The organism is Pseudomonas sp. LTR0, assembly GCF_036630035.1.
In the GTDB taxonomy this organism is placed as follows: domain Bacteria; phylum Pseudomonadota; class Gammaproteobacteria; order Pseudomonadales; family Pseudomonadaceae; genus Aquipseudomonas; species Aquipseudomonas putida_Y.
On the sequence record NZ_CP123734.1, the window covers coordinates 515,178 to 539,343 of the forward strand.

Below are 24,166 nucleotides of genomic sequence, written 5' to 3' on the forward strand. Positions count from 1 at the left end.
TTGAAACCAGATTCCAGAGGCTTGCCCGATGACACCTTCGCTGACACGCTGGATAACCCTGTTGCTTGCCACCACCAGTGCGATGGCTGTGGCGACGGTGTACTTCGCTCAACCGCTGCTTGAGTCGATGGCTGCTGAGTTGGGGGTGGCGCAGCAGCAGATTGGCTGGGTAGTCGGCGCGACCCAGGCGGGCTACGCCCTGGGGCTGCTACTGATTGTGCTGCTCGGAGACTTGGTCGACCGTAAACGTCTGTTGCTTGGCCAGTTACTGTTCTCGGCGCTTGCGCTGGTCGGCGTTGGCACGGCGCCGAACTGGGCAATATTGCTGCTGGCGCTGGCTATCACCGGGTTGATGGCCGTCATGGTGCAGGTGATGGTGGCTCATGCCGCGAGCCTGGCCTCACCTGGCCAGCAAGGGCAGGCGGTAGGCACTGTCACCAGTGGTGTGGTGCTGGGTATCCTGCTGGCACGGCTGGCTTCGGGCGGGCTTGCCGACCTGGCCGGTTGGCGAAGTGTGTACCTGGTCGCCGCAGGGCTGTTGATGTTGCTGGCGCTGGTGCTGTGGCGCAGTCTGCCCGGCGGGCAGCCGATGGGAAGCCGGCCGGGTTACCGGGCGCTGATCGTGGCCCAGTTCAGCTTGTATCGGCACGACAGGTTGCTGCGCCAGCGCGGCGTGTTCGGTGTATTGATCTTCGCCGCATTCAGCGTGCTGTGGAGTGCCATGGTCATGCCGCTAAGCGCTGCGCCGTTGGCGCTGAGCCATACCGAGATCGGCCTGTTTGGCCTGGCAGGTGTGGCGGGTACGCTGGCGGCTTCGCATGCCGGTCGTCTGGCCGACCATGGGCGGGGTGAGCGTACCACCGGGGTGTCGTTGGCCCTGCTGACGCTGTCGTGGCTGCCAACAGCATTCGTCGAGCATTCACTGCTGGCCTTCGTGCTGGGTGTGCTGATGCTGGACTTTGCCGTGCAGGCAGTACATGTCACCAACCAGAGCCTGTTGCTGGCCGGGCGTGGTGCGATGGCTAGCCGTTTGATCGGCGCCTACATGTGTTGCTATTCGCTGGGCAGCGGTTTGGGGGCGGTGTTGGCGAGCTGGGTGTTTGCACACTGGGGCTGGGTTGCCGTGTGTGGGCTTGGCATGGGCATCAGTGCGGTCGCACTGTGCTACTGGCTATGGCTGCAACGCGCGAGGGCGGCCGAGGCCGCCCTGCAATGTTCAGGTCAGAACTTGTAGCCAAGGCCGACCATATATACCCACGGGTCGACGTCAACGTCGACCTTGGTCTTGCTGTAGCCAAGGGCGGTCGGGCCGTTGACGCTGGCCTTGGTATCGATGTCGACGTACCAGACCGAGGCGTTTACCAGCAGGTTGTCGGTCAGCATGTAGTCCATGCCCAGTTGGCCGGCGATACCTACCGAATCCTGCAGCTTGAGGTTGCTGAAGCCTTGTTGCTTGCGTGCGCTGCTCAAGTCTTCGTCAAAGAACAGGGTGTAGTTGATACCGACGCCAGCGTACGGCTGGAAGCGCGAATTCGGCTCCATTGGGTAGTACTGCAGCGACAGCGTCGGCGGCAGTTGCTTGATGTCCGCCAGCTTGCCGTCCAGCCCGCCGCCCAGACCTTTTACGGCGACGGTGTGCTTGAACGGGGTAGCTGCCAGCAGCTCCAGGCCGATGTGGTCGGTGAGCATGTAGGCAAAGGTCAGGCCCAACTGGGTATCGCTGTCCAGGGTCGCCTTGGTGCCCGACACCTTGTTACCGTCGAACTTGAGGTCGCCGCTGCTCTCGTTCGGGGCGGTGGTGATGGCGCCTGCGCGCAGGATCATGTCCCCCGCCTGATAGGCGTGGGCGGCAGGGGCGGCGAGCGCAAGGGCCACAAGCGAGGCACCCAGCAAGGACTTGTTCATGGAAGCTCCCAAAGGACGTTATTAATCGAGTAGTCCAATGGTACGGAGCTGGTTGAGCGGAAAGTTTGACCCAGCTCAACGAAGCGTCTTCACGAATTCGAAACAGTTCTCATCTCAGCTCATAAGCGTAGATTTTCTCGGCTTCCATCTGGTAACCGGCGTCGGCCAGCTCGCTGCTGGAAGCTCTAACCTGCATCTTTCCCTCGATCCAGTAGGGCTGGTAGAGGTCTTCGACGCGCACGCCCATCTCGCTGAAGATATGCACGATCTGGTTCGGCGGTGGCGGCGGCACGTGGATGCACGCACCGTAGTAAGGGACCAGAAGGAATTCGGTGGTGCGGCCTTCTTCGCTGACCTCCAGTGGCACGATGTAGCCGGGCAGCTTGACCTGTTGGCCGTCGAGGCTTTTTACCACTGGCGCATCGGGCGCCTGCTGGCGCGCGGGTGGGGCGGATTCGGCAGACAGGGCGTTGCTGAGCTGTGACATATCGTGCAGCGGGGTGAGTTGCGGCGGGATGACCGGTGCACCTTCAGGGATCAGTGCTGGCCAGTCCAGCTCCTTGGGTTCGGCGGCCCATAGAGGCATCGCTACCAGCAACAGCAGGGCCAGCAGCATTTGCATTGCCGGCCTCTTCGCGGGCATGCCCGCCCCCACAGGTACTGCCCAAGGTCCGAAGCCTGCGGGGCTTGCTGTGGGAGCGGGCGAGCCCGCGAAGCAGGCGGTGAGGTGTTTGATCATTACGCGCACTCAGAGGTGGATGGACAGGCCGTCGGCCAGCGACTGCCGGTAGGCCCGCCACGCCGGCACGCTGCCCATCAGCAACGCCGCCCCCAGGATGATAGCCAGCAAGGTCCATTCATGAGCACTCGGCAGAGCCAGTGGCAAATACAAACCATAGTTGGCCTGCACATACCCCTGTGCCAGGGCGATACCCGCATATAGCAAGCCAAGCCCGGCCACGATCCCGACCGACGCCAGTGACAGTGCTTCCATTACCAGCAACCCTGCAATATGCCAAGGCCGGGCCCCGACCGAGCGCAAGATCGCCATTTCCCGGCGGCGTTCGTTGAGGCTGGTGAGAATCGCCGTGAGCATGCCGATCAAACCGGTCAGCACCACGAACAGTGACACCACGAACAATGCCTGCTCTGCAGTGCCCATCAGGCTCCACAGCTCCTGCAGGGCTACCCCAGGCAGGATCGCCAGCAATGGCTCGCTGCGGTATTCGTTGATTTCCCGCTGCAGACTGAAGGTTGCGATCTTGCTGTTCAGGCCAAGCATGAATGCAGTGATGGCAGCAGGTTGCAGGTCCATCGTACGGGCCTGCTCGGCGCTGATGCGCCCGGCGCCACGGGCGGGTACGCCGTTGTGCCAGTCGATATGGATCGCCTCCATGCCGCCCAGGCTGATATGCAAGGTGCGGTCGACAGGTGTGCCGGTGCGCTTGAGTATGCCGACCACGGTAAACGGCTTGTCGTCGTGCTTGACCAGACTGATCGCGGCCACACCGTGGGCCAGCACCAGCCTGTCACCCAGCTTGTAGTGCAATGCCTCGGCCACTTCTGCGCCGAGCACCACCTCGAAGGGGTCGTTGGCAAACTCACGCCCCTGGCTCAGTTCCAGATGCTGGCGGCGGCCGTACTGATAATGGCTGAAGTAATCTGTGGTGGTACCCATCACTCTGTAGCCACGGTGCGAATCGCCCAGCGAGATCGGGATTGCCCACTTCACCCGTGGGTCCTGCGCATAGTGCTGAAAGCTGTCCCAGCGGATGTTATTGGTCGCGTTGCCAATGCGGAACACCGAATACAGCAGCAGGTTCACCGAGCCAGAGCGTGCACCGACGATCAGGTCGGTGCCGCTGATGGTGCTGGCGAAGCTGGCACGGGCTTCGGTACGGACACGCTCTACAGCCAGCAGCAGGCACACCGACAGGGCAATGGCGAAGGCGGTCAGAAACGCGGTGAAGCGGCGGTTGGCCAGGCTGGCCAAGGCAAGGCGGAGCAGGTACATCAGGCCTCCCGGGGCTTGGCGGCACGGTTCAGTTCAGCAAGCGACAGGTGGCGGTCGAACAGCGGTGCCAGGCTCTGGTCGTGGCTGACGAACAGCAGGCTGGCGCCGGCGGCGCGGCACTCATCGAACAGCAGGCGGATGAACGCTTCGCGGGTGTCTGCATCCAGAGCCGAGGTCGGTTCGTCGGCAATCACCAGCTCAGGCTGGCCGATCAGTGCGCGGGCGGCTGCGACCCGCTGCTGCTGGCCGATCGACAGGCTGTCGGCGCGGCGGGCAAGGATGGCAGGGTCGCCCAGGCCCAGGTGGGTCAGCAGCGTGCTGGCCGCCTGGTCAACACTGCCATGGCGCTGCTCGGCGCGTGCCTTGCGGCTGCGCGAGAAGCGGCAGGGCAGCTCGACGTTTTCACGTACCGAGAGGAACGGCAGCAGGTTGAACTGCTGGAAGATGTACCCTGTGTGATCGACCCGAAAGCGGTCGCGGGCGCCCTGGCTCAGGCTGCCGAGATCCTGGCCGAGCAACTGGATGCGGCCCTGGGCCGGCACGTTCACCCCGCCCAGCAGGCCCAGCAAGGTCGTCTTGCCACTGCCGCTAGGGCCTTTGAGAAACAGTGCTTCACCAGCGTCCAGGCGCAATGCCGGAATATCCAGCAGCGGCGGGTGGCCTGGCCAGGCAAACACCAGGTCATGCAGATCGATCAACGGCTGGTTCATTCAGAAGGCGACCGCTGCCTTGGCCGGCGTGGTTTCCACGCCTTTCTGGCCATTGGGGCCTATCAGTTGCACGTTGATTCTCTGGGTGGCGGGGAAGGCCTTGAACAGCGGCGCCAGGTCCAGCTGGGTCAGTTTGTCGGGGTTGGCGCACGTCAGCTGATAGTGGGCGCCGATGTCGCTGTGCTGATGGCCGTGTTCGTGTTCGTCACTCTCGTCATCGGCCTTGGAGGCGTCACCGAAGAGAGGGCTTTCCAGTGCCTGCTGGTCTTCTTTGCAGTTTGCGGCGCCAGAAAGACCGAACAGCTTCAGTGGTTGTTCAAGTTGCTGACGCACGGCGGCGACTTTGGCCTTGTCGGCATCGCTGCTGGCGGCATGCTCGAAGCCGACCAGGTTCATTGCCGGGCTATCCAGCTCCAGTTCCAGGGTATTGCCATCGAGTACCGCGTTGAGCTTGGCCACGCCATGCTCGTGGGCGCCGAGCGAGCCGTGGGCGTGGTCATGATCATGGTCATCGTGGGCATGGGCAACGGCCAGTGGCAGCAAGGCGAAGGGCAGGGCGAGCAGCAGGCGACGCATGGACGACTCCGGAGCGGGCTGAAAGATTCGGTTATGTTATAACAACTTTTCTGCGTGCTGCCAGTCTGTGTGGCCAAGTTTCATGTTGCGGTAGCATGGGGACATTGACGTGACCTCAAGGAAAGCATCGTGAGAATTCGTGGACAGATTGGTGACTGGCCGGTGGACCTGACCATCGAGCTGACGCCTGAGGAGTGGGGGCAACTGGGGCGGCAGACCGAGGTGCCGGTGGCAGCCCAGGCGGCTGCGACAGCTGCGGTGGCCGGGCCGCGCCAAAATGACGCTCAGTGGGCTGCGGCGCGTGATGTGTTGCGTCTGGCAGGACAGATGAGCGGGCCGGAATTGCTGGACCGGCTCGAAGGATTGGCCGGGAGTACGGCGGCGGGCAAACGGCTGCTGGTGCGTTTGCGGCACAGCAGTGAGGTCAAGGTGGAGAGTGGCGTGGATGCGCCGGTTTATCACTGGTTAGGGTGAGCGCTGTTTTCGCTGTTGGAGCAAAGCCTGCGCGGTCGCCTGTAGGAGCGGGTTTACCCGCGAACACCGGCGGAGCCGGTGCCATCCACCGCGTTGGCTTCTTCGCGGGCATGCCCGCTCCCACAGGTACAGCGCAGGCTTCAAGGTCACTCAGAACATCGCCGCCGACAGCTTGCGACGATAAACACCAACCAGCGGGTGATCGCCACCCAGCAATTCGAACACCTGCAACAGCGCCTTCTGCGGCAGCCCGTTCTCGTAGCCACGGTTACGCTGGAACAGCTTCAGCAGCCCTTCCAGCGCCGCCTCATACTGCTGGCGCGCCAGTTGCTGAATGCTCAGCTGATAAGCCGCCTCGTCGTCTTGCGGGTTCTGTGCCAGACGGCTTTTAAGGTCAGCCACTTCCGGCAGGCTGGCGGCTTGGCGCAGGAAGGTCAGCTGGGCCTTGGCACCGGCCAGTGCAGCTTTGTGTTCGTCAGTCTTGACCGCATCCAGTACCACTTGCGCTTCGCCCAACTCGCCACGCTCGGCCAGGCAGCGGGCATACAGAATCAGCGCTTCGGCATTGCTGTTGTCCTCACCCAGCAGCGTCTGCAACAGCGCTTCGGTTTCGGCAAAACGGCTTTCGGCATACAGCGCTTTCGCCTGCTCCAGTGGCGAGGCGGTGGGCGCGGCTGGCATTTGTACATGCGGCTCGAGCATGGCGCGGATCGCCGATTCCGGTTGTGCCCCGGCAAAGCCGTCTACCGGCTGGCCGTCCTTGAACAGAACCACTGTCGGCAGGCTACGGATGCCGAACTGGGCAACCACCTGTTGCTCCACGTCGCAGTTGATCTTGGCCAGCAGCAGCTCGCCCTGGTAACCCTCGGCAATCTTTGCCAGCAATGGCATCAGTGCCTTGCAGGGGGCGCACCACTCGGCCCAGAAGTCCACCAGCACCGGTTTGTGGAAGGAGTTCTCGATCACCAGTTGCTGGAAGTTGGTATCGGTGGCGTCGAAAATGTAAGGCGTGTCTTGGGTCATCGCGACTCTCGCAAACTCGTGTATGGCAACACTATAAGGTGTCGCGGCTGGCGTGGTACAGGCTGACCCGGCGGAATTCGTGTGGCTCGGCCAGGTCCGGCAGGGTCAGTGCTTCGAGCACGCCCAATTGCTGGTACAACGGGTGGCGAAAGTCACGTACTCGCGAGTCGGCCACCAGGGCCTGGCGACCGCGGCTCAGGAAGGCATCCAGCAGCGGCAGGTTGGCGCGGTCGTACAGCACATCGGCAACCAAGATCAGGTCGAAGCGGTCTTCCTCGGCAAAGAAATCGCTGCTGTAGCTTAGTGTCACCCCGTTCAGTGCCGCATTCGCACGGCAGGCATCAAGGGCCAGCGGGTCGAGGTCGCAGGCCATCACTTCCAGTGCACCGGCGCGTGCAGCAGCAATGCCGGCGATACCAGAGCCGGCGCCAAAGTCCAGCACGCGCTTGCCCGCCACCCACTCCGGGCGTTCGGCCAGGTAGCGGGCCATTGCCAGCCCACTGGCCCAGCAGAAGCTCCAATAGGGCGGCTCTTCGAGAATGCGCCGGGTTTCTTCGCTGCTGAAGGCGCGATCCATGTTCTGGTCGTCGATCAGCCATAGCTTCAGGTCGCAATCGGGCAGTTCGCTGACGATCAGGCGCGCCTCGCCGATCAGGCCGCTGAGGGCCTGTTGCAGGGCCAGCGGCGCCACTTAAGGCGCCTTCTCGAAACGCAACGGGCCGGTGGCCTGGGTCTGTGCCTGGGTAATGCGCACCGGGGGCAGGTGCATGATCAGCTGGCCGGAGTTGCTGGCGCGGCCACGCAGTTCGACCCGGGCACCAGGCGGGAAGGCTTCGGGGTTGAAACGCAGGTGGTAGGGCAGTGCCTGGCCAGTACCGGTCAGGTTACTGCTGGCCAGCAGGCGCTGCGGGCGGTCGCGTTCGTCGATGACCAGCAAGGCCAGTTCCACGTCGGCACCCGCCGGGACTTCCAGCAAGGTGCCGCTCAGCTCGCGCTGGTAGGCCGGTAGCGGGCCCAGTACCTCGGCCTTGGCCGAGCGGGCTGGCGTGGGCGCCGGGTTATCGGTCTTTGGCCTGTCGCTGCCGCAGGCAGCGAGCAGAGCGGCGCAGCACAGCACGACGAGCGCTCGGTAGTGCATGGGGGAGTCCTTCACGGGCATATTTCCCATGGATGTTAACCCCTTTGGCTTGTCTTGCCAGTGCAATGCGCTACCATGACCCTCCCTTTTTTTGTTGCCTGCCACCATGCACTGTCCCTTTTGCGGTGCCAACGACACCAAGGTCATCGACTCTCGCCTCGTCGCCGAGGGCGAGCAGGTGCGCCGCCGCCGTGAATGCGTGGCCTGCGGCGAGCGCTTCACCACCTTCGAAACCGCCGAGCTGGTGCTGCCCCGGCTGATCAAGCAGGACGGCACACGCCAGCCCTTCGACGAAGAAAAGCTGCGCGCCGGCATGCAGCGGGCGCTGGAAAAGCGTCCGGTCAGCGTCGAGCGCCTGGAAGCCGCGCTGGCGCACATCAAGAGCCGGCTGCGTGCCACTGGCGAACGCGAAGTCAAATCGCTGGTGGTCGGTGAAATGGTCATGGCCGAGTTGCGCAAACTCGATGAAGTGGCCTATATCCGCTTTGCCTCGGTGTACCGGCGCTTCCAGGACCTCGACGAGTTCCGCGAAGAAATCGACCGCCTGGCCCGTGAGCCAGCTAAAGAGTGAACATGCCCAGCCAAGCCGCCATCCTTGATGCCCACTACATGGCCCGCGCGCTGGAGCTGGCGCGCAAAGGCCTGTACACCACCCACCCGAACCCGCGGGTAGGCTGCGTGATCGTGCGTGATGGCGAGGTGGTTGGCGAAGGCTGGCACGTACGCGCCGGCGAGCCGCATGCCGAAGTGCATGCCCTGCGTCAGGCGGGTGAACTTGCCCGCGGGGCTTGTGCCTACGTCACCCTGGAGCCATGCAGCCACCATGGCCGTACGCCGCCGTGTGCCGAAGCGCTGGTCAAGGCCGGTGTGGCGCGTGTAGTAGCCGCCATGCAGGACCCTAATCCGCAAGTGGCGGGACAGGGCCTGCGGCGCCTGGCCGAAGCCGGAATCGAAGTGGCCAGCGGGGTGCTCGAAGCCGAGGCTCGCGCCCTCAACCCAGGCTTCCTCAAGCGCATGGAGCACGGCCTGCCGTTCGTTCGCGCCAAGCTGGCCATGAGCCTGGATGGCCGCACCGCCATGGCCAGTGGTGAAAGCCAGTGGATCACCGGCCCGGCCGCCCGCTCGGCGGTACAGCGCCTGCGCGCCCGTTCCAGCGTGGTGCTGACCAGCGCCGCCAGTGTACTGGCAGACAACGCACGCATGACCGTGCGTGGCGCCGAGCTGGGCCTGGATGCCGAAACCACCGCCCTGGCACTCAGCCGCACACCCTTGCGAGTGTTGATCGATGGCCGCCTGCGCCTGCCACTGGCTGCGCCGTTCTTCCAGGCCGGCCCGGCTCTTGTGGTGACTGCTGTCGCAGATGACCCGCGCTATGCCGCTGCCGGCCACGAATTGCTCAGCTTGCCGGGCGACAATGGCCAGGTCGACCTTGCGGCGCTGATGCAGGCCCTGGCCGCCCGCGGCGTAAACGAAATCCTGCTGGAAGCTGGTGCCGGCCTGGTGGGTGCCTTTGCCCGGCTGGGCCTGGTCGATGAGTTCCAGCTGTTCGTCGCCGGCACTTTCCTCGGCTCCCAGGCCCGCCCATTGCTGGACTGGCCACTGGAAAAGATGAGCGAGGCCCCGCGGCTGAAAATTACCGAAATGCGCGCAGTGGGCGATGACTGGCGGGTCACGGCCATCCCCCTGCCGGCGCCCGGCGTATAATGCCGGGCTTGCCCCGCGCAAACCGTTTTTGAGGAAGACCCCATGTTCACCGGCATCATCGAATCCATCGGCACCATCCGCAGTCTGACCCCCAAGGGTGGTGACGTGCGCGTCTACGTAGAGACCGGCAAGCTCGATCTGGGGGACGTCAAGCTCGGCGACAGCATCGCCGTCAACGGTGTTTGCCTCACGGCCGTAGAGCTGCCGGGCGACGGCTTCTGGGCCGATGTCAGCGTCGAAACCCTCAAGCGTACCGCCTTCATCGACCTCAAGAGCGGCAGCAAGGTCAACCTGGAGAAAGCCCTGACGCCCACCACCCGCCTGGGCGGGCACCTGGTCAGCGGCCACGTCGACGGGGTCGGCGAAATCATTTCGCGCAGCGATAACGCTCGCGCCATCCAGTTCCGCGTGCGTGCACCAAAGGAACTGGCCAAGTACATCGCCCACAAGGGTTCGATCACCGTCGACGGCACCAGCCTGACGGTCAACGAGGTCAATGGCGCCGAGTTCGAGCTGACCATTGTCCCGCACACTCTGTCCGAAACCATCATGGCCGATTACCGTGCAGGGCGTCGGGTAAACCTTGAGGTCGACCTGCTGGCCCGTTACCTGGAGCGCTTGCTACTGGGTGACAAGGCCGCCGAACCGAGCAAGGGCAGTGGCATTACCGAAAGCTTCCTGGCCGCCAATGGCTTCTTGAAATCCTGATTGAGAAGGGGGTGCCGCGTGGCGCTCAACAGCATCGAAGAACTGGTCGAAGACATCCGCCAGGGCAAAATGGTCATCCTGATGGATGACGAAGACCGCGAGAACGAAGGCGACATCATCATGGCAGCCGAATGCTGCCTGCCCGAGCACATCAACTTCATGGCCAAGCACGCCCGTGGCCTGATCTGCATGCCGATGACCCGCGAGCGTTGCGAAACGCTGAAGCTGCCGCTGATGGCACCGCGCAACGGCTCTGGCTTCGGCACCAAGTTCACCGTGTCGATCGAAGCCGCCGAAGGCGTCACCACCGGTATTTCCGCCGCCGACCGCGCACGCACTGTGCAGGCTGCTGCTGCCAAGGACGCCAAGGCCGAAGACATCGTCAGCCCAGGTCACATCTTCCCGCTGATGGCCCAGCCAGGCGGTACGCTGGCGCGTGCCGGCCACACCGAAGCCGCCTGTGACCTGGCGCGCATGGCCGGTTTCGAGCCAAGCGGCGTGATCTGCGAAGTGATGAACGACGACGGCACCATGTCGCGCCGCGCCGAACTGGAAGTGTTCGCCGCCGAGCACGGCCTGAAGATCGGCACCATCGCCGACCTGATCCACTACCGCATGATCCACGAGCGCACCGTGCAGCGTGTCTCCGAGCAATCGGTGGAGAGCGAGCTGGGTGAGTTCAACCTGGTCACCTACCGTGACGCGGTCGAAGGCGACGTGCACATGGCCTTGACCCTGGGCAAGATCTGCGCCGAAGAGCCGACCTTGGTACGGGTACACAATATGGACCCACTGCGTGACCTGCTGCTGGTCAAGCAGCCAGGCCGCTGGAGCCTGCGCGCGGCCATGGCCGCCGTGGCCGAGGCCGGTAGCGGTGTGGTCTTGCTGCTGGGCCATCCGCTGGACGGCGACGTGCTGCTGGCGCACATCCGCGAAAGTGCGGGCGATGCGCCGACCAAGGCACCGACCACCTACAGCACTGTGGGTGCCGGTTCGCAGATCCTGCGCGACCTCGGCGTGCGCAAGATGCGCCTGATGAGTTCGCCTATGAAGTTCAACGCGATATCCGGATTCGATCTGGAAGTTGTAGAATACGTGCCCTCCGAGTGACTTGAGGCGGCATTGACGCCCTCTGCTCGAGTCCAGACCCCTGTCGAGGCCGCTTGTATGCGGCCTCGCTCTTGAAGATGAGAATATCGGAATGACCCTGAAGACCATCGAAGGTACCTTCATCGCCCCCAAAGGTCGCTATGCTTTGGTGGTTGGCCGCTTCAACAGCTTCGTTGTCGAAAGCCTGGTAAGCGGTGCCGTTGACGCCCTGGTACGCCATGGTGTCAGCGAAAGCGACATCACCATCATCCGTGCCCCGGGTGCATTCGAGATCCCGCTGGTGGCACAGAAGGTCGCCCAGCAAGGCGCCTACGACGCGATCATCGCCCTGGGCGCCGTGATCCGTGGCGGTACCCCGCATTTCGAATACGTGGCGGGCGAATGCACCAAGGGCCTGGCCCAGGTGTCCATGGAGTTCGGTGTTCCGGTGGCCTTCGGCGTACTGACCGTCGACTCCATCGAGCAAGCCATCGAGCGTTCTGGCACCAAAGCCGGCAACAAAGGTGCTGAAGCTGCCCTGTCCGCACTGGAAATGGTCAGCCTGCTGGCGCAGTTGGAGGCCAAGTGATTAGCGACGAAAGCGATCGTTTCAACCCGCGCGATCCAAAACCTGCGGATGCCGGCAAGCCCTCGAAGAGCGCCAAGCGCCGCGAAGCCCGCAAGCTCGCGACCCAGGCCCTCTACCAGTGGCACATGGCCCAGCATTCGCTGAACGAGATCGAAGCGCAGTTCCGGGTGGATAACGATTTCACCGATGTCGACGGTGCCTATTTCCGCGAGATCCTGCATGGGGTCCCGGCAATCAAGGGCGAAATCGACAAGGCGCTGGTGCCTTGCATGACCATCGCACTGGAAGAGCTCGACCCGGTCGAACTGGCCGTGCTGCGCCTGTCCACCTGGGAGCTGATCAAGCGCGTCGACGTGCCGTACCGCGTCGTGATCAACGAAGGTGTGGAACTGGCCAAGGTCTTCGGTGCCACTGACGGCCACAAGTTCGTCAACGGCGTACTGGACAAGCTCGCTCCGGCGCTGCGTGAAGCAGAAGTCAAGGCGAACAAGCGCTGATCCTGGCGCTGCCTGGCCATGGGTGAGTTCGAGCTGATCAACCATTACTTCGCCGCGGCGCCCTGTGCGCGGGGCGGCGAGGGCGTGGCGCTGGGTATCGGCGACGACTGCGCCCTGCTGGACCTTCCCCCCGGTGAGCAACTGGCGGTGTCGACCGATACCCTGGTCGCCGGGGTGCACTTTCCTGCTGTTTGCGATCCGTTGCTGCTCGGCCAGCGTTCGTTGGCTGTGGCGGCCAGTGACCTGGCAGCCATGGGCGCGACTGCAATCGGCTTCACCCTCGCACTGACCCTGCCTGATGTTGGCCCGGACTGGCTGGCGGCCTATGCCGACGGCCTTGGTCGCATGGCCCACCGTTGCCGCATGAGCCTGATCGGTGGTGACACTACGCGCGGCCCGCTGAGTATCACCGTCACCGTGTTCGGCCGCGTGCCGGCTGGCCAGGCCTTGCGCCGCAGCGGTGCAAGGCCGGGTGACCTGTTGTGTGTCGGTGGTTCGCTGGGCAAGGCCGCCGGTGCATTGCCGCTGGTGCTGGGTGAGCGCGAGGCGCCTGCCGCGCAGGCCGAACCGCTGCTGGCCCATTATTGGTCACCGATGCCGCAGCTCACGCTCGGTGCCCTGCTGCGTGGCCGGGCCACGGCGGCGCTGGACATCTCCGACGGGTTGCTCGCCGACTGTGGGCATATTGCCAAGGCATCCGGTGTCGCGTTGGAGGTGAACCTGGCGCAAGTGCCAGTGTCTCCTGCTCTGGAGGCCTTCCTCGGCCGGGAAGCAGCGGTGAAGGCGGCGCTTACCGGTGGCGACGACTACGTACTGGCCTTCACCTTGCCACCAGAGGCGCTGGCGCCCTTGGCAGCCTTCGATTTTATCGAAGTGCATACCGTCGGCCGTGTGCTCGAAGGGCAAGGCGTGACCTTGCGCGACGCGCAGGGCCAGGACATCACTCCCGTTCAGCGGGGCTATCAACACTTCAGGGAGATACCGTGACCGATCACCCCAATCAGGTGCCTGCGGAGTTCGTTCCGCCTTCGGTCTGGCGCAACCCGTGGCACTTCATCGCTTTTGGCTTTGGTTCTGGCACCTTGCCCAAGGCGCCGGGTACCTGGGGCTCGCTGGTGGCCATACCGTTCATCCCGCTGTGGCAGATGCTGCCCGACTGGGGTTACTGGTTGTTGCTCGGCGTGAGCATGCTGTTTGGCTTCTGGTTGTGTGGCAAAGTTGCCAATGACTTGCGCGTACACGACCATGAAGGCATTGTCTGGGACGAGATTGTCGGCATGTGGATCACCCTCTGGCTGGTGCCGGAGGGCTGGCAGTGGCTGTTGGCAGGGTTCCTGCTGTTCCGCTTCTTCGACATCCTAAAGCCGTGGCCGATTCGCTGGATCGACCGCCATGTGCACGGGGGCGTCGGCATCATGCTCGACGATATCCTGGCCGGCGTGTTTGCCTGGCTGGGCATGCAGGTTCTGGTGTGGGCGGTTGCCTGAAACAGGGGGCGCGTGAATGGCCATAAGGACTGTGCTGCTGGCAATGCTGCTGAGTGTTGCCCCGTGGGTAATGGCTGCCGAGGGCGTGCCGAAACAGATCCATCTGGTTAGCGAGGAGTGGCTCGACTACACCAACGCCGACGGTACCGGGGTAGCCTGGGATGTGCTGCGCAAAGTGTTCGAGCCGGCCGGGGTCAAGGTGGTTACCCAGAGCGCGCCCTACAGCCGGGCGGTTGGCCTGGTCAAGCGCGGCGAGGCTGACGCCTGGGTTGGCTCGTACAAGGAAGAGAACGACTACAATCTGTACCCGCGCTGGCACTTCGATATGGACCATATCTATGCCCTGGGGCTGGCCAGCAAACCTGCGCCTACCCTGGAGACCATCGGCAAGTACCGGTTGGCCTGGGTGCGTGGTTACGATTACGGCAGCTACTTGCCCAATGTGCACGAGTTCCGCGAAATCCAGCGTCGCGAGGGCATTTTGCCAATGCTCGACCATGACCGGGTGGACTACTACATCGATGCACTGACCGAGATCGACTACGTGCTCGGGCAAGCCTCCCAGCCCGAGCGCTTCCGCCGTACTCATGTGGCCGAGTTGCCGTTGTACCTGGCCTTCGCCCGTAACGACCAAGCCAAGGCCCTGCGCGACCTGTTCGACAAGCGCATGAAAGAGCTGGTACGTAGCGGCGAGCTGAAGCCGATTTTCGAGCACTGGAAACAGCCCTATCCATTCAATGCGGATAGTCGCCCGCACTGAGACTGAATACATCAAGGTATAGCGCGGTCCGCTGTGGCAGCGGGCTTTTGATTGAGGGGTGGCTTTTAATAAGTATCGAATTTTTCGATCTTAACCCACTGTATACAGCCAGCCCACATCCCCCAACCTGCTGATACAATCGGCCCACGAGAAATTTCCTACTTATTCCAGGAGCACAACGTGCCCGTCGTCTTTGTTGCCGCCTCTAAACTCCCGACGCCCTTCGCGACCTTCACCATGCATGGTTTCCTAGACGAAGCCACAGGCCGTGAGCATGTGGTGCTCAGCCTGGGTGATATCGCGGACGGCCAGCCGGTATTGGGGCGCCTGCATTCCGAGTGCCTGACCGGCGATGCACTGTTCAGCCAGCGCTGCGACTGCGGCTCGCAGCTGGAAGCCGCGCTGCAGGCCATCGCCCGCGAAGGCCGTGGGGTGCTGTTGTACCTGCGTCAGGAAGGCCGTGGCATTGGCTTGCTGAACAAGATTCGCGCCTACGAACTGCAGGATGGCGGCGCCGACACCGTAGAGGCCAACGAACGCCTGGGCTTTGCTGCCGACCAGCGTGACTACGCCATATGCCTGCCGATGCTCGAGCACCTGGGCGTGAAGTCGCTGCGCCTGATGACCAACAATCCGCGCAAGGTCAAAGCCCTGACCGACATGAACATCGTGGTTGCCGAGCGTGTGCCGCTGCACACCGGGCATAACCCGCACAACCGCTACTACCTGGCGACCAAGGCCGGCAAGTTGGGCCACATGCTGGGCAATGAACACCAGGGCGAGGTGCCCCAGGCGTGACCCGCGCCGAGGTCAAGCGGCGCCTGGCCCTGGCTTGGTGGCAGTACCTGGCGGTGGGCCTGGTGCCGCTGCCTGTCATGGCTTGGGCCTTTGGGGGAGGCGATGCGTTGATCCCGGTGCTGGCCATGCCACTGTTCATCGCCGGTGCGGCTACCATGTTTCTCAGCCTGCCGCGCTTCGGCGCCTACAAGCGCGCACTTATTGCCACCTCCAAGGTGCTTGGCACGGGCGAAGAACCCACTGCCTGGATCGAACTGGCGCGGGTACGGCGCATGGCCATGCTGTATGCCTGCTTTCCGGCTTGGGTCGCCGCACTGTCGGTGCTGGTCGGCCTGGAGGCTGTGCCGCAGATTCTGCTCGCACTGTCGACGGTTGTAGTGCTGTACCTCTATCGTATTCCGCGCCAGTTAGGCTGATGCGACTGCTACCTGGCCTGCTGGCGTTGTTCGCCTGTACCGTGCTGGCTGCAGAACCGCTGCGTGTTGTCAGTCTGGCCCCTTCTATGAGCGAGATCATGCTTGAGCTGCAGGCCGACGACCTGCTGGTGGGCGTGCTCGATGGCGGCGAACGGCCGGCTGCGCTGCGCCACTTGCCTTCGGTCGGGCGCCAGGGGCAACTGAACATGGAGCGCCTGCTCAGCCTGCGCCCTGACCTGTTGCTGCTGTGGCCAGGCAGTGTGCCACCGGCCCAGCGCGACCAGCTCAAGCGCCTGGGTATCGCCACCTTCAGCGCCGAACCCCACGACATCAGCCAGCTGATCGAGCAGATCGAGGCCATTGCCGGGCGTATCGGGCGTGCCGAGCAAGGCCATTCATACGCGCGAGCCCTTCGTGAGCGGCTGCAGCAGCTGCGCCAGCAGTATCGGCGTGATGAACCCTTGCAGGTGTTCTATCAAGTCTGGGATCGGCCGTTGTACACGCTCGGTGGCCGCCAGGTGGTGACCGACGCCCTGGCCGTGTGCGGGGCGCGCAATGTGTTCGCCGACCTTGGCCAGCCGGCGCCACAGGTGAATGTGGAGTCCGTGCTGCTGCGTAATCCGCAGGTCATCCTGGCAGCCGATGAGGCGCAATTGGCCAGCTGGAAAGCCTGGCCGCAGATTCGAGCGGTTGCTGATGGTCGCCTGCTGGTGGTGCCGGACAAAGGGCTGGAGCGCCCCAGCGGGCAGATGATCGAAGCCACCGCCCGCTTGTGTGCGTTGCTGGACGCTAAAGCGCCGGGGTCCAGGTGATGCTCAAGAGTACAGTGCGGCCCTCTTCGCGGTAAGGGTGATACGCACCCTCGTAGCTGTAAAGGGCGCGGCTGTAGCTGCGGTCCAGCAGGTTATCCAGTTTGGCTTCGAGTTTCAGGTCGTCGCTAGCCGCCCAACTGCCGCGCAATCCCAGCAGACCATAGCCACCGATGCGGTTGCGGTTGGCCTCATCGTCATAACTGCTGCTGACCGCCTGCCAGCTGGCGCCCACGCTGAAGCGCCCGAACTCACGGTCCAGGTCCAGGCTCATGGTGCGGCGGGCGCGGCGTGCGAGGGTGTGGCCAGTGTCGCGGTCGCGGGGGTCGATCAGCGCCAGGCCAAGCTGGCTGTGCCAGGCGCCCCATTGCTGCGCCAGCGCCATTTCCACGCCATTGATTCGTGCCGAGGCGACGTTTCGGGGTATCGAGTCCTGGCCAAAGATGATCGCGTCGCGCAGGTCGGTGCGGTACAGCGAAGTCTCCAGCCGGCTCTCTGCAGTCAGCTGGCTGCGCCATTGCAGCTCGTAGCTTCTGGAGTGCTCTGGGTCCAGATTCGGGTTGCTGAACTGTGGGTAATACAGGTCGTTGAATGTTGGAGCACGGAAGCCTTCACTGTAGGAAAGCAGCACATCGTTGTGCGCGTTCAGCGGTACGGTCAGGCTGCCGCTCCAGGTGGTCTGGCCACCAAACTGCTGGTTGCGGTCATGGCGCACGCCCAGCTCAGTGGAGAACTGCTTGCCCTGATAGCGGTGCTGGGCGAACACGGCACGGTTCCAGCGGCTGTCCTCAGTGAAATCGGTACTGCCGTGTACGCGGTCTTCGTACCAGTCGCCACCGATCAGTACTGTGTTCTGCTCGCCAAAGGCCAAGTCGTTCTGCCAGGTAGCCTGATCGCGGTAGGTGTTGAACACGAAGCGCTCAGCGCTGAGTTTGTCGCGTTTGTCGTCACGGTTCTCGCTATGTGCCAGTTCTAGGCGTGAATGCCAGGCTTCGGTGAACTGAACGTCAACGTAACTGCCCAGGCTGCTGACGCTGAAGTCGGTGTAGGGTTGTTGACCGAAGCTCTCGAAGGTCACGGGGTCGAAGCCGCCGAACGGGTTGTCGTACTCGCTGCGACCACGGCTATCGAGCAGGTTCAGGCCGGCTTCGAAGCGCTCACCGAAGGTATGGCTCAGGCTAAGGTTCAACGCCTTGTTGCGGTAGGCGTCGTGGTCACCATCGCTGGCGAAGGATGGCCCGGTCGAGTCAATGCCGGCTGTTTCATCCAGGCTGGCGCCAAGGTTGAAGCGAGTCGTGTCGTTGCCGCCAGAAAGCCCCAGGCTGCGTTGGAATGTCTGGTTGCTGCCGGCGGCCATGCGCAGGCGTGGCTGCAGGCCGGGGCCACTACTGCGTCGGGTGAAGATCTGGATCACCCCACCAATGGCATCGCTACCGTACATTGCCGAGCGCGAGCCACGCAGCACTTCAACCCGCTCGATCTGGTCGACGTCCAGAAACTGCAGGCCGCTGTCGCCCGAAGTGGCATTGGCGATGCGTACGCCATCGACCAGCACCAGGCTTTGCGCCGCCTTGGTGCCACGGATAAAGATGCCAGGCAGGCTGCCACGGCCACCGGTGGGGGCCACTTGCACGCCCGGTACGCGGGAGAGCAGGTCGGTGACACTGGTGGGTTGCAGGCGGTCGATGTCGGAGCGGGTGAAAACCGTGTTTGCAGCACTGGTGGCGGTACGCGACTCGACCTGGCGGCTGGCGCTGATCAGCACGTCGGGGAGCTTGAGGGCGTCGTCGCGTTCAGCGGCCAGAAGGAATGTTGGAGCGCAGAGAATTGCGGCGCAGGCAGACTTCTTCATGGGCAGTTCCAAAGCATTCGCGGGTCAACCCGCTCCCACAGGACTTCCACAGATCTTGAGCACTGTGCAGTCCCTGTAGGAGCGGGGCACCCGCGAAAGAGCCCTAGAGGCCGAGCCTGGCCATGCGGGCCTTCACCGAGGCCTCGATCCCGGCCGCATCCAGCCCGCACTCAGCCAGCATTTGCGCAGGCTTGGCATGCTCGACATAGATATCCGGCAGCCCCAGGTGCAGAAGCGGCTTGAGCACTGCCTGGCTGGCAAGGAACTCACCCACAGCAGCGCCCGCGCCACCCATGATGGCGTTTTCTTCGATGGTTACCAGCAACTCATGGCTGCCTGCCAGCTCCAGCACCAGTGCCTCGTCCAGCGGCTTGACGAAGCGCATGTCGACCACTGTGGCGTTGATCTGTTCGGCCACTTGCATGGCCTCGGCCAGTTGTACGCCGAACACCAGCAGGGCCACTTTCTCGCCCTGGCGGCGGACCACACCCTTGCCGATCTCCAGTGGTTGCAGGTCACCGCTGATCGGCGCATTCGGGCCGGTACCACGCGGGTACCGTACAGCTGCCGGGCCGTTGTACAGGTGGCCGGTGGTGAGCATCTTGCGCAGCTCGTTCTCGTCGCTGGGGGTCATCACCAGCATGCCTGGGATACAGCGCAGGTACGACAGATCGTAACTGCCGGCGTGGGTCGGGCCATCCTCGCCGACCAGGCCGGCACGGTCGATGGCGAACAGCACGTCGAGGTTCTGCACCGCCACGTCGTGGATCAGCTGGTCGTAGGCACGCTGCAGGAAGGTGGAGTAAATCGCCACCACCGGCTTGCTGCCCTCGCAGGCCATGCCGGCCGCCAGGGTCACGGCATGCTGCTCTGCGATCGCAACGTCGAAGTAGCGCTCAGGGTAGCGCTCGCTGAAGTCGACCAGGTCCGAGCCTTCCTTCATCGCTGGGGTAATGCCCACCAGGCGGTTGTCGGCGGCGGCCATGTCGCACAGCCACTGGCCGAACACCGCGGAATATTTCGGGCCGCTGGCTTTCTTCGGCGCGGCGGGCTTGTTGGCCGGCTCCAGCTTGGTGATGGCGTGGTAGCCGATCGGGTCGATCTCGGCAGGGGCGAAGCCTTTGCCCTTCTTGGTGACCACATGCAGGAACTGCGGGCCCTTCAGATCACGCATGTTGCGCAGAGTGGCAATCATGGTGGGCAGGTCGTGGCCGTCGATCGGGCCGATGTAGTTCCAGCCCAGCTCTTCGAACAGCGTGCCTGGCACCAGCATGCCCTTGGCGTACTCCTCGGTGCGACGGGCGATTTCCCAGGCACCTGGCAGTCGCGACAGCACTTTCTTGCTGCCTTCGCGCATGCTCGCGTAGGTGCGGCTGGAGAGGATCTTGGCCAGGTAGTTGGACAGGCCGCCGACGTTGCGCGAAATCGACATGTCATTGTCGTTGAGGATCACCAGCATGTCGGCATTGACTTCCTGGGCGTGGTTCAACGCCTCGAATGCCATGCCGGCGGTCAGCGCGCCATCACCGATCACCGCGATCGACTTGCGCGCGCTGTTCTGCAGGCGGGCAGCAATGGCCATGCCCAGCGCGGCGCTGATCGAGGTGCTGGAGTGGCCAACGCCAAAGGTGTCGTACTCGCTTTCGCTGCGGCGCGGGAAGGCCGCGATGCCGTCCTTCTGGCGCAGGCTGAGCATGCGGTTACGGCGCCCGGTGAGGATCTTGTGCGGGTAGGCCTGGTGCCCCACGTCCCACACCAGCCGGTCGTCCGGGGTGTCGAACACGTAGTGCAGGGCGATGGTCAGCTCGATCACGCCCAGGCCGGCACCAAAGTGCCCACCGGTCTGCCCGACGGTGTAGAGCAGTTCCTGGCGCAGTTCGTCGGCCAGCGTCTCCAGGTCGGCTTCGGCCAACCGGCGCAGGCCGGCAGGCGTGTCAGCGCGGTCGAGCAACGGCGTGACCGGGCGTTCGCGGGGGATCTCTTGAAACGTCGTGGGCATCAGGCGAGTCGTTATAGGTGTGTGAAGACGCGGCAGTTTACCCCATTGTGGGAAAAGTGCCCATTCGACCACAGGTTACGCGGCCCCCTGTAGGAGCGGGTTTACCCGCGAATGCGTTGGCAAATTCAAGATCGCATTCGCGGGTAAACCCGATCCTACGGGGATAGGTGAAGCTGTTTAGTTACGGCGTTCGACGATGTAACGCGCCAAAGCCCGCAGCGGTTCGGCCGTTTCGCCGAACCCTTGCAGTGCGGCCAGCGCCTGGTCGCGCAGTTCGATTGCATAGGCTTTGGCGGCTTCCAGGCCCAGCAGGGCCGGGTAGGTCGGTTTGTCACGCGCTATGTCTGCACCTTGGCGTTTGCCCAGGGTGGCGGTGTCGCTTTCCACGTCGAGGATGTCGTCCTGCACCTGGAATGCCAGGCCAATGGCCTGTGCATATGTCTGCAGGGCATCCAGCCGTGCCGGTTCGGCGCGGGCGCTGGCCAGGGCGCCGAGGCGTACGCTGGCTTCGATCAGCGCGCCGGTCTTGTGCCGGTGCATGAACGCCAATGCCTGCTGGTCCAGCTTCTGGCCCACCGAACCGAGATCGATGGCCTGGCCGCCGACCATGCCGGCCGGGCCGGCAGCTTTGGACAGTACCTGAACCATGGCCAGGCGAATGCTGTCGATCTGCGGGCTCAGGCATGGGTCGAGCAGGGCACTGAAAGCCAGGCTCTGCAAACCGTCGCCAGCAAGGATGGCGCACGCTTCGTCAAAAGCCTTGTGGGTGGTTGGCTGGCCGCGACGCAAATCGTCGTCGTCCATGGCCGGGAGGTCGTCATGTACCAGCGAGTAAGCATGGATCAGCTCGACCGCGCAGGCTGCACCGTTGGCCTGCTCGGCCGGGGCGCCCAAGGCTTCGCAGGCCGCGTAGGCCAGCAACGGGCGCACGCGTTTGCCGCCGTTCATCACGCTGTAGCGCATGGCGGCGTAAAGGCGTTCCAGCTCTTTGGTCGGGGCGATGAACAGCGGTTCGAGGGCTGCGTCGACGCGCGCCTGGCAACTGGCCTGGTAGGTGCCAATCATGCTTCGGGCTCCGCGTCGAAGGGCTGGGCAGCCAGTTCGCCGTCGCGCTCCAGCAGAATTTGCACCTTCTGTTCGGCCTGGGCCAGGGCGCCCTGGCAATCACGGGTCAGGGCGATGCCTTGTTCGAAGGCGGCCAGCGACTCTTCCAGCGACAACTCGCCGTTCTCCAGGCGCTCGACCAGTGCTTGCAGGTCTGCGAGGGATTGCTCGAAATCGAGGGAGGCTTTTTTGCGGGCCATGGCGACTGTCTCGGTGGCATTCAGAACGGCGCGACACTAGCAGAGCGGGGCGGGGGGAGCAAACTTGTGTGGAGCAGGCTTCTGGGGCGAACCTCGATACTGTATGAAACAAACAAGGCGATCACGCGCAGCACAGATGTTTCTGGCCCGAAAAAATGTAGGAGCGAGCTTTGCTCGCGATGCGCCGCGCAGGCGGCGCTCGATTTCAGCGCCGCCATCTACCTCAAGTCAGGCGCAGAAAACCATCAAGCCGTAGCAGCTTCCCGTTCCACCATCGCTTCACGGTACCGCGCCAGTTCCTCGATGGTCAGCACCGGCAAATTGTACTGCCGTGCATATACCGCCACCTGCTCACCACGGGCCATAGTGCCATCGGGGTTCATCAGTTCGCACAAGACCGCTGCCGGGCGCAGGCCGGCCAGGCGCGCCAGGTCTACCGAGCCTTCGGTGTGCCCACGGCGGGTCAGCACCCCGCCATTGCGGGCGCGCAGCGGAAAAACATGCCCCGGGCTGACGATATGGCGCTGTTCGGCGCTGGAGCGCAGTGCTGCGCCAATGGTGGTGATGCGGTCCTGGGCACTAACCCCTGTGGTGATACCTTCGGCCGCTTCGATGGTAACGGTGAAACCGGTGCCGTGCCTGGCCTGATTATTCTGCACCATGGGCGCCAGCTGCAGTTCGTCGACGGTGGCTTCGTCCAGGCACAGGCAGACGATGCCGCTGCAATCGCGAATCATCATGGCCATGGTCTGCAGCGAAATGTTCTCGGCGGCGGCAATGATGTCCGCTTCGTCCTCGCGGTCGTCATCGTCGAGCAACAGTACAGGGCGCCCGGCCTGGAAGGCGGCGATGGCGGCGGAAACATTGGGGAATTGCGCGGGGTGCTGGGTGAACATGAAACGCTCCTCGTGAATGATCGATGAACGTCTCGGGGCGAACAAAATGCGCGCGCAAGGGCGCCCGGATGGCCCCTGCATAACGCCTTCTTTCATCCGGACTATGACCGTCGGCTCTGGAGTTGCACCAGATCTGCTGACCCCCGACATGGTCGGGGCGCTCGCGGGCTCATCTTTCGATTTACCGCCGGTGGGGACTTTCACCCCGCCCTGAAGACCGCCCAAGCATACAGCACAGTGCCGCCTCACTGGCAACCCGCTGCTCTACTACCTTCGATGAGACTTGCAGCAGTAACCATCTACCCCTTTTCACCTGCCGCAGCGCCTACCTTCGTGACGGTCACATTGGCAAACCCAGGAAACGAACCGTCATGTCCTCTCTCTATCCTTTTACCGATACCGATCTCCATCTCGCATTCAGGAAAGTCGTCGACACATTGTTCGACAAGAAGCGCGACTACGTCGACGGCGTGCTCAAGCCCAAAATGCTCATCATTGCCGGTGCACAGGGCTCGGGTAAGACGTACTTGCTGGAAAACACGCTGCTGAAGAGCGGGCGGTACGACAATTATGTTCGCCTTTACGAAACCCATTTTCGTGAGCTGCACCCTCATTATCGGGCGATGGAAGACAAAGGCGTGCTGCATGTCTATGAGCATACCGAGTCGTTCATCTGGCGCCTGGGGGCAATGATTTGCACGTATGCGATGGAAAACAAATACAACATCATCATGGAGACCGCCCTCGACAGCCCTCATTTCGCTGATTTTCCACCTGAAGCCGCCCGGCAGGGCTATCAGAGCGAGGTCCATCTGATAGCGTGCCAGAAAGAGTTCAGTCACTGGTCGACCCTGGACCGTGTGGTCAACAGCGTTGGCAATCATGAGATCGAGCGTGTGGTCAGCCTGACGCAGATCGAAGAGGCGCAAATCAATGGCAGGTCTATCATCGATGCTTTCGAAAACGCCTGTATCGAGGTGCCGGGTTCCGAAATCGTGATCTATCGACGTGGCCTGGAGACGGACAGGAATAGCCTGCCGGTCTGTCACAGCACCTGTCCTGAAAAAGGGCTCCTCGTGCCCCAGCAGACCTACCAGGGCAGGGCATTCTTCCGCGGGGCGGACCTGAAGATCAACTTCAAGGTCCAGCGCAGTCCCCAGGCCGATTTCCCCTGTTCCTATATTCAGTATGCGCAGGTGGTGCATGCCGGCCTGCTGGGTTCAGAACACCGTCGGACGATGGCCGAACTCAATTGCAAAACCCTCGGTCAGGCTCAGAAGCTGATGTCGCAGTTGCCTGTCGATGTCTATCGCGAGCTGTGCCTGTACGTGCTCAAGTACGCGCAACCTTGATTTGACCAAGGCAGGGCAGTCGCTGGCCAAGTACGCCTTCGATTGCCCTGCGCAGGGAAGTGGCCA

The 24,166-nt window shown here is 63.3% G+C and carries 28 protein-coding genes and 1 riboswitch; of the genes, 15 read left to right on the forward strand and 13 right to left on the reverse strand.

Annotated elements, in window-relative coordinates:
* Positions 1 to 28: 28 nt before the first annotated feature.
* A complete protein-coding gene (locus QCL51_RS02380; protein WP_338444575.1) occupies positions 29 to 1,234 on the forward strand; it encodes an MFS transporter in 1,206 nt (401 codons plus the stop codon).
* On the opposite strand, the gene QCL51_RS02385 is transcribed toward QCL51_RS02380, so the two are convergent.
* The 5 genes from QCL51_RS02385 to QCL51_RS02405 form a co-directional block, all read right to left on the reverse strand.
* Positions 1,222 to 1,905, reverse strand: a complete 684-nt coding sequence (locus QCL51_RS02385; RefSeq protein ID WP_021783920.1) for an OmpW family outer membrane protein — start codon at positions 1,903 to 1,905, stop codon at positions 1,222 to 1,224. The two genes, QCL51_RS02380 and QCL51_RS02385, sit on opposite strands and share 13 nt — an antisense overlap.
* A gap of 109 nt (positions 1,906 to 2,014) precedes the next feature.
* On the reverse strand, positions 2,015 to 2,527 hold the full coding sequence (locus QCL51_RS02390) for a DUF3299 domain-containing protein (protein WP_028697796.1): 513 nt from the start codon (positions 2,525 to 2,527) through the stop codon (positions 2,015 to 2,017).
* 126 nt (positions 2,528 to 2,653) lie between these two features.
* Positions 2,654 to 3,919 (reverse strand): ABC transporter permease, encoded by a 1,266-nt coding sequence (locus tag QCL51_RS02395; protein WP_021783922.1) that lies wholly within the window; start codon positions 3,917 to 3,919, stop codon positions 2,654 to 2,656.
* A complete protein-coding gene (locus tag QCL51_RS02400; RefSeq protein ID WP_021783923.1) occupies positions 3,919 to 4,629 on the reverse strand; it encodes an ABC transporter ATP-binding protein in 711 nt (236 codons plus the stop codon). Before QCL51_RS02400 ends, QCL51_RS02395 begins: the two co-directional genes overlap by 1 nt.
* Complete coding sequence (locus QCL51_RS02405) at positions 4,630 to 5,205, reverse strand: DUF2796 domain-containing protein (RefSeq protein WP_021783924.1); 576 nt, start codon at positions 5,203 to 5,205, stop codon at positions 4,630 to 4,632.
* Positions 5,206 to 5,334: 129 nt separating this feature from the next.
* Here QCL51_RS02405 and QCL51_RS02410 point away from each other — a divergent pair, with 129 nt between their 5' ends.
* Positions 5,335 to 5,679, forward strand: coding sequence for a hypothetical protein (locus QCL51_RS02410; protein WP_021783925.1), 345 nt, complete (start codon positions 5,335 to 5,337; stop codon positions 5,677 to 5,679).
* A gap of 150 nt (positions 5,680 to 5,829) precedes the next feature.
* Here QCL51_RS02410 and trxA read toward each other — a convergent pair whose 3' ends face one another.
* From trxA to QCL51_RS02425, 3 genes are read right to left on the reverse strand one after another with little or no spacing between them, the layout of a single operon-like run.
* Positions 5,830 to 6,702, reverse strand: a complete 873-nt coding sequence (gene trxA, locus QCL51_RS02415) for a thioredoxin (protein ID WP_021783926.1) — start codon at positions 6,700 to 6,702, stop codon at positions 5,830 to 5,832.
* Between the two features lie 31 nt (positions 6,703 to 6,733).
* Positions 6,734 to 7,393, reverse strand: coding sequence for a 50S ribosomal protein L11 methyltransferase (locus QCL51_RS02420; RefSeq protein ID WP_021783927.1), 660 nt, complete (start codon positions 7,391 to 7,393; stop codon positions 6,734 to 6,736).
* Positions 7,394 to 7,840, reverse strand: a complete 447-nt coding sequence (locus QCL51_RS02425) for a YbaY family lipoprotein (protein WP_021783928.1) — start codon at positions 7,838 to 7,840, stop codon at positions 7,394 to 7,396. It abuts the gene before it with no gap.
* Between the two features lie 106 nt (positions 7,841 to 7,946).
* Here QCL51_RS02425 and nrdR point away from each other — a divergent pair, with 106 nt between their 5' ends.
* From nrdR to QCL51_RS02485, 12 genes are all read left to right on the forward strand, one after another.
* A complete protein-coding gene (gene nrdR / locus QCL51_RS02430; RefSeq protein WP_003255402.1) occupies positions 7,947 to 8,411 on the forward strand; it encodes a transcriptional regulator NrdR in 465 nt (154 codons plus the stop codon).
* Positions 8,412 to 8,413: 2 nt separating this feature from the next.
* Positions 8,414 to 9,544 carry a bifunctional diaminohydroxyphosphoribosylaminopyrimidine deaminase/5-amino-6-(5-phosphoribosylamino)uracil reductase RibD gene (ribD, locus tag QCL51_RS02435; RefSeq protein ID WP_021783929.1) on the forward strand — a complete coding sequence of 377 codons (1,131 nt, stop codon included), beginning with the start codon at positions 8,414 to 8,416 and terminating at the stop codon, positions 9,542 to 9,544.
* Between the two features lie 42 nt (positions 9,545 to 9,586).
* The gene (locus QCL51_RS02440) at positions 9,587 to 10,252 is read left to right on the forward strand and encodes a riboflavin synthase (protein WP_003255399.1); all 666 of its coding nucleotides are present in this window, start codon (positions 9,587 to 9,589) and stop codon (positions 10,250 to 10,252) included.
* A gap of 18 nt (positions 10,253 to 10,270) precedes the next feature.
* The gene (ribBA, locus tag QCL51_RS02445) at positions 10,271 to 11,362 is read left to right on the forward strand and encodes a bifunctional 3,4-dihydroxy-2-butanone-4-phosphate synthase/GTP cyclohydrolase II (protein WP_021783930.1); all 1,092 of its coding nucleotides are present in this window, start codon (positions 10,271 to 10,273) and stop codon (positions 11,360 to 11,362) included.
* Positions 11,363 to 11,453: 91 nt separating this feature from the next.
* Entirely contained in the window at positions 11,454 to 11,930 is a 477-nt protein-coding gene (gene ribE / locus QCL51_RS02450; RefSeq protein WP_003255395.1) for a 6,7-dimethyl-8-ribityllumazine synthase, read from the forward strand.
* Positions 11,927 to 12,427, forward strand: a complete 501-nt coding sequence (gene nusB / locus QCL51_RS02455; RefSeq protein ID WP_003255393.1) for a transcription antitermination factor NusB — start codon at positions 11,927 to 11,929, stop codon at positions 12,425 to 12,427. The genes ribE and nusB overlap by 4 nt, the downstream gene beginning before the upstream one ends.
* 18 nt (positions 12,428 to 12,445) lie before the next feature.
* Positions 12,446 to 13,414: a thiamine-phosphate kinase gene (thiL, locus tag QCL51_RS02460; RefSeq protein ID WP_021783931.1), complete on the forward strand. Its 969-nt coding sequence runs from the start codon at positions 12,446 to 12,448 to the stop codon at positions 13,412 to 13,414.
* On the forward strand, positions 13,411 to 13,914 hold the full coding sequence (locus tag QCL51_RS02465; RefSeq protein ID WP_028697792.1) for a phosphatidylglycerophosphatase A: 504 nt from the start codon (positions 13,411 to 13,413) through the stop codon (positions 13,912 to 13,914). Before thiL ends, QCL51_RS02465 begins: the two co-directional genes overlap by 4 nt.
* Before the next feature lie 16 nt (positions 13,915 to 13,930).
* Positions 13,931 to 14,674, forward strand: coding sequence for a transporter substrate-binding domain-containing protein (locus tag QCL51_RS02470; protein ID WP_028697791.1), 744 nt, complete (start codon positions 13,931 to 13,933; stop codon positions 14,672 to 14,674).
* A gap of 180 nt (positions 14,675 to 14,854) precedes the next feature.
* A complete protein-coding gene (gene ribA, locus QCL51_RS02475) occupies positions 14,855 to 15,472 on the forward strand; it encodes a GTP cyclohydrolase II (protein ID WP_003255389.1) in 618 nt (205 codons plus the stop codon).
* Positions 15,469 to 15,888 (forward strand): hypothetical protein, encoded by a 420-nt coding sequence (locus QCL51_RS02480; protein ID WP_021783934.1) that lies wholly within the window; start codon positions 15,469 to 15,471, stop codon positions 15,886 to 15,888. Before ribA ends, QCL51_RS02480 begins: the two co-directional genes overlap by 4 nt.
* A complete protein-coding gene (locus QCL51_RS02485; protein ID WP_021783935.1) occupies positions 15,888 to 16,700 on the forward strand; it encodes a cobalamin-binding protein in 813 nt (270 codons plus the stop codon). The genes QCL51_RS02480 and QCL51_RS02485 overlap by 1 nt, the downstream gene beginning before the upstream one ends.
* Here QCL51_RS02485 and QCL51_RS02490 read toward each other — a convergent pair.
* The 5 genes from QCL51_RS02490 to ribB form a co-directional block, all read right to left on the reverse strand.
* On the reverse strand, positions 16,678 to 18,549 hold the full coding sequence (locus QCL51_RS02490) for a TonB-dependent receptor (RefSeq protein ID WP_275966684.1): 1,872 nt from the start codon (positions 18,547 to 18,549) through the stop codon (positions 16,678 to 16,680). The two genes, QCL51_RS02485 and QCL51_RS02490, sit on opposite strands and share 23 nt — an antisense overlap.
* Positions 18,550 to 18,652: 103 nt before the next feature.
* The gene (gene dxs, locus QCL51_RS02495) at positions 18,653 to 20,548 is read right to left on the reverse strand and encodes a 1-deoxy-D-xylulose-5-phosphate synthase (RefSeq protein WP_103470211.1); all 1,896 of its coding nucleotides are present in this window, start codon (positions 20,546 to 20,548) and stop codon (positions 18,653 to 18,655) included.
* A gap of 177 nt (positions 20,549 to 20,725) precedes the next feature.
* Complete coding sequence (locus QCL51_RS02500; protein ID WP_021783938.1) at positions 20,726 to 21,613, reverse strand: farnesyl diphosphate synthase; 888 nt, start codon at positions 21,611 to 21,613, stop codon at positions 20,726 to 20,728.
* Positions 21,610 to 21,852 (reverse strand): exodeoxyribonuclease VII small subunit, encoded by a 243-nt coding sequence (locus QCL51_RS02505; protein WP_003255380.1) that lies wholly within the window; start codon positions 21,850 to 21,852, stop codon positions 21,610 to 21,612. The genes QCL51_RS02500 and QCL51_RS02505 overlap by 4 nt, the downstream gene beginning before the upstream one ends.
* 245 nt (positions 21,853 to 22,097) lie before the next feature.
* The gene (ribB, locus tag QCL51_RS02510; RefSeq protein ID WP_103443417.1) at positions 22,098 to 22,748 is read right to left on the reverse strand and encodes a 3,4-dihydroxy-2-butanone-4-phosphate synthase; all 651 of its coding nucleotides are present in this window, start codon (positions 22,746 to 22,748) and stop codon (positions 22,098 to 22,100) included.
* A gap of 80 nt (positions 22,749 to 22,828) precedes the next feature.
* A riboswitch (FMN riboswitch) is annotated at positions 22,829 to 22,970 on the reverse strand.
* 149 nt (positions 22,971 to 23,119) lie between these two features.
* Here ribB and QCL51_RS02515 point away from each other — a divergent pair.
* The gene (locus QCL51_RS02515) at positions 23,120 to 24,100 is read left to right on the forward strand and encodes a zeta toxin family protein (RefSeq protein ID WP_031322473.1); all 981 of its coding nucleotides are present in this window, start codon (positions 23,120 to 23,122) and stop codon (positions 24,098 to 24,100) included.
* Positions 24,101 to 24,166: the final 66 nt, after the last annotated feature.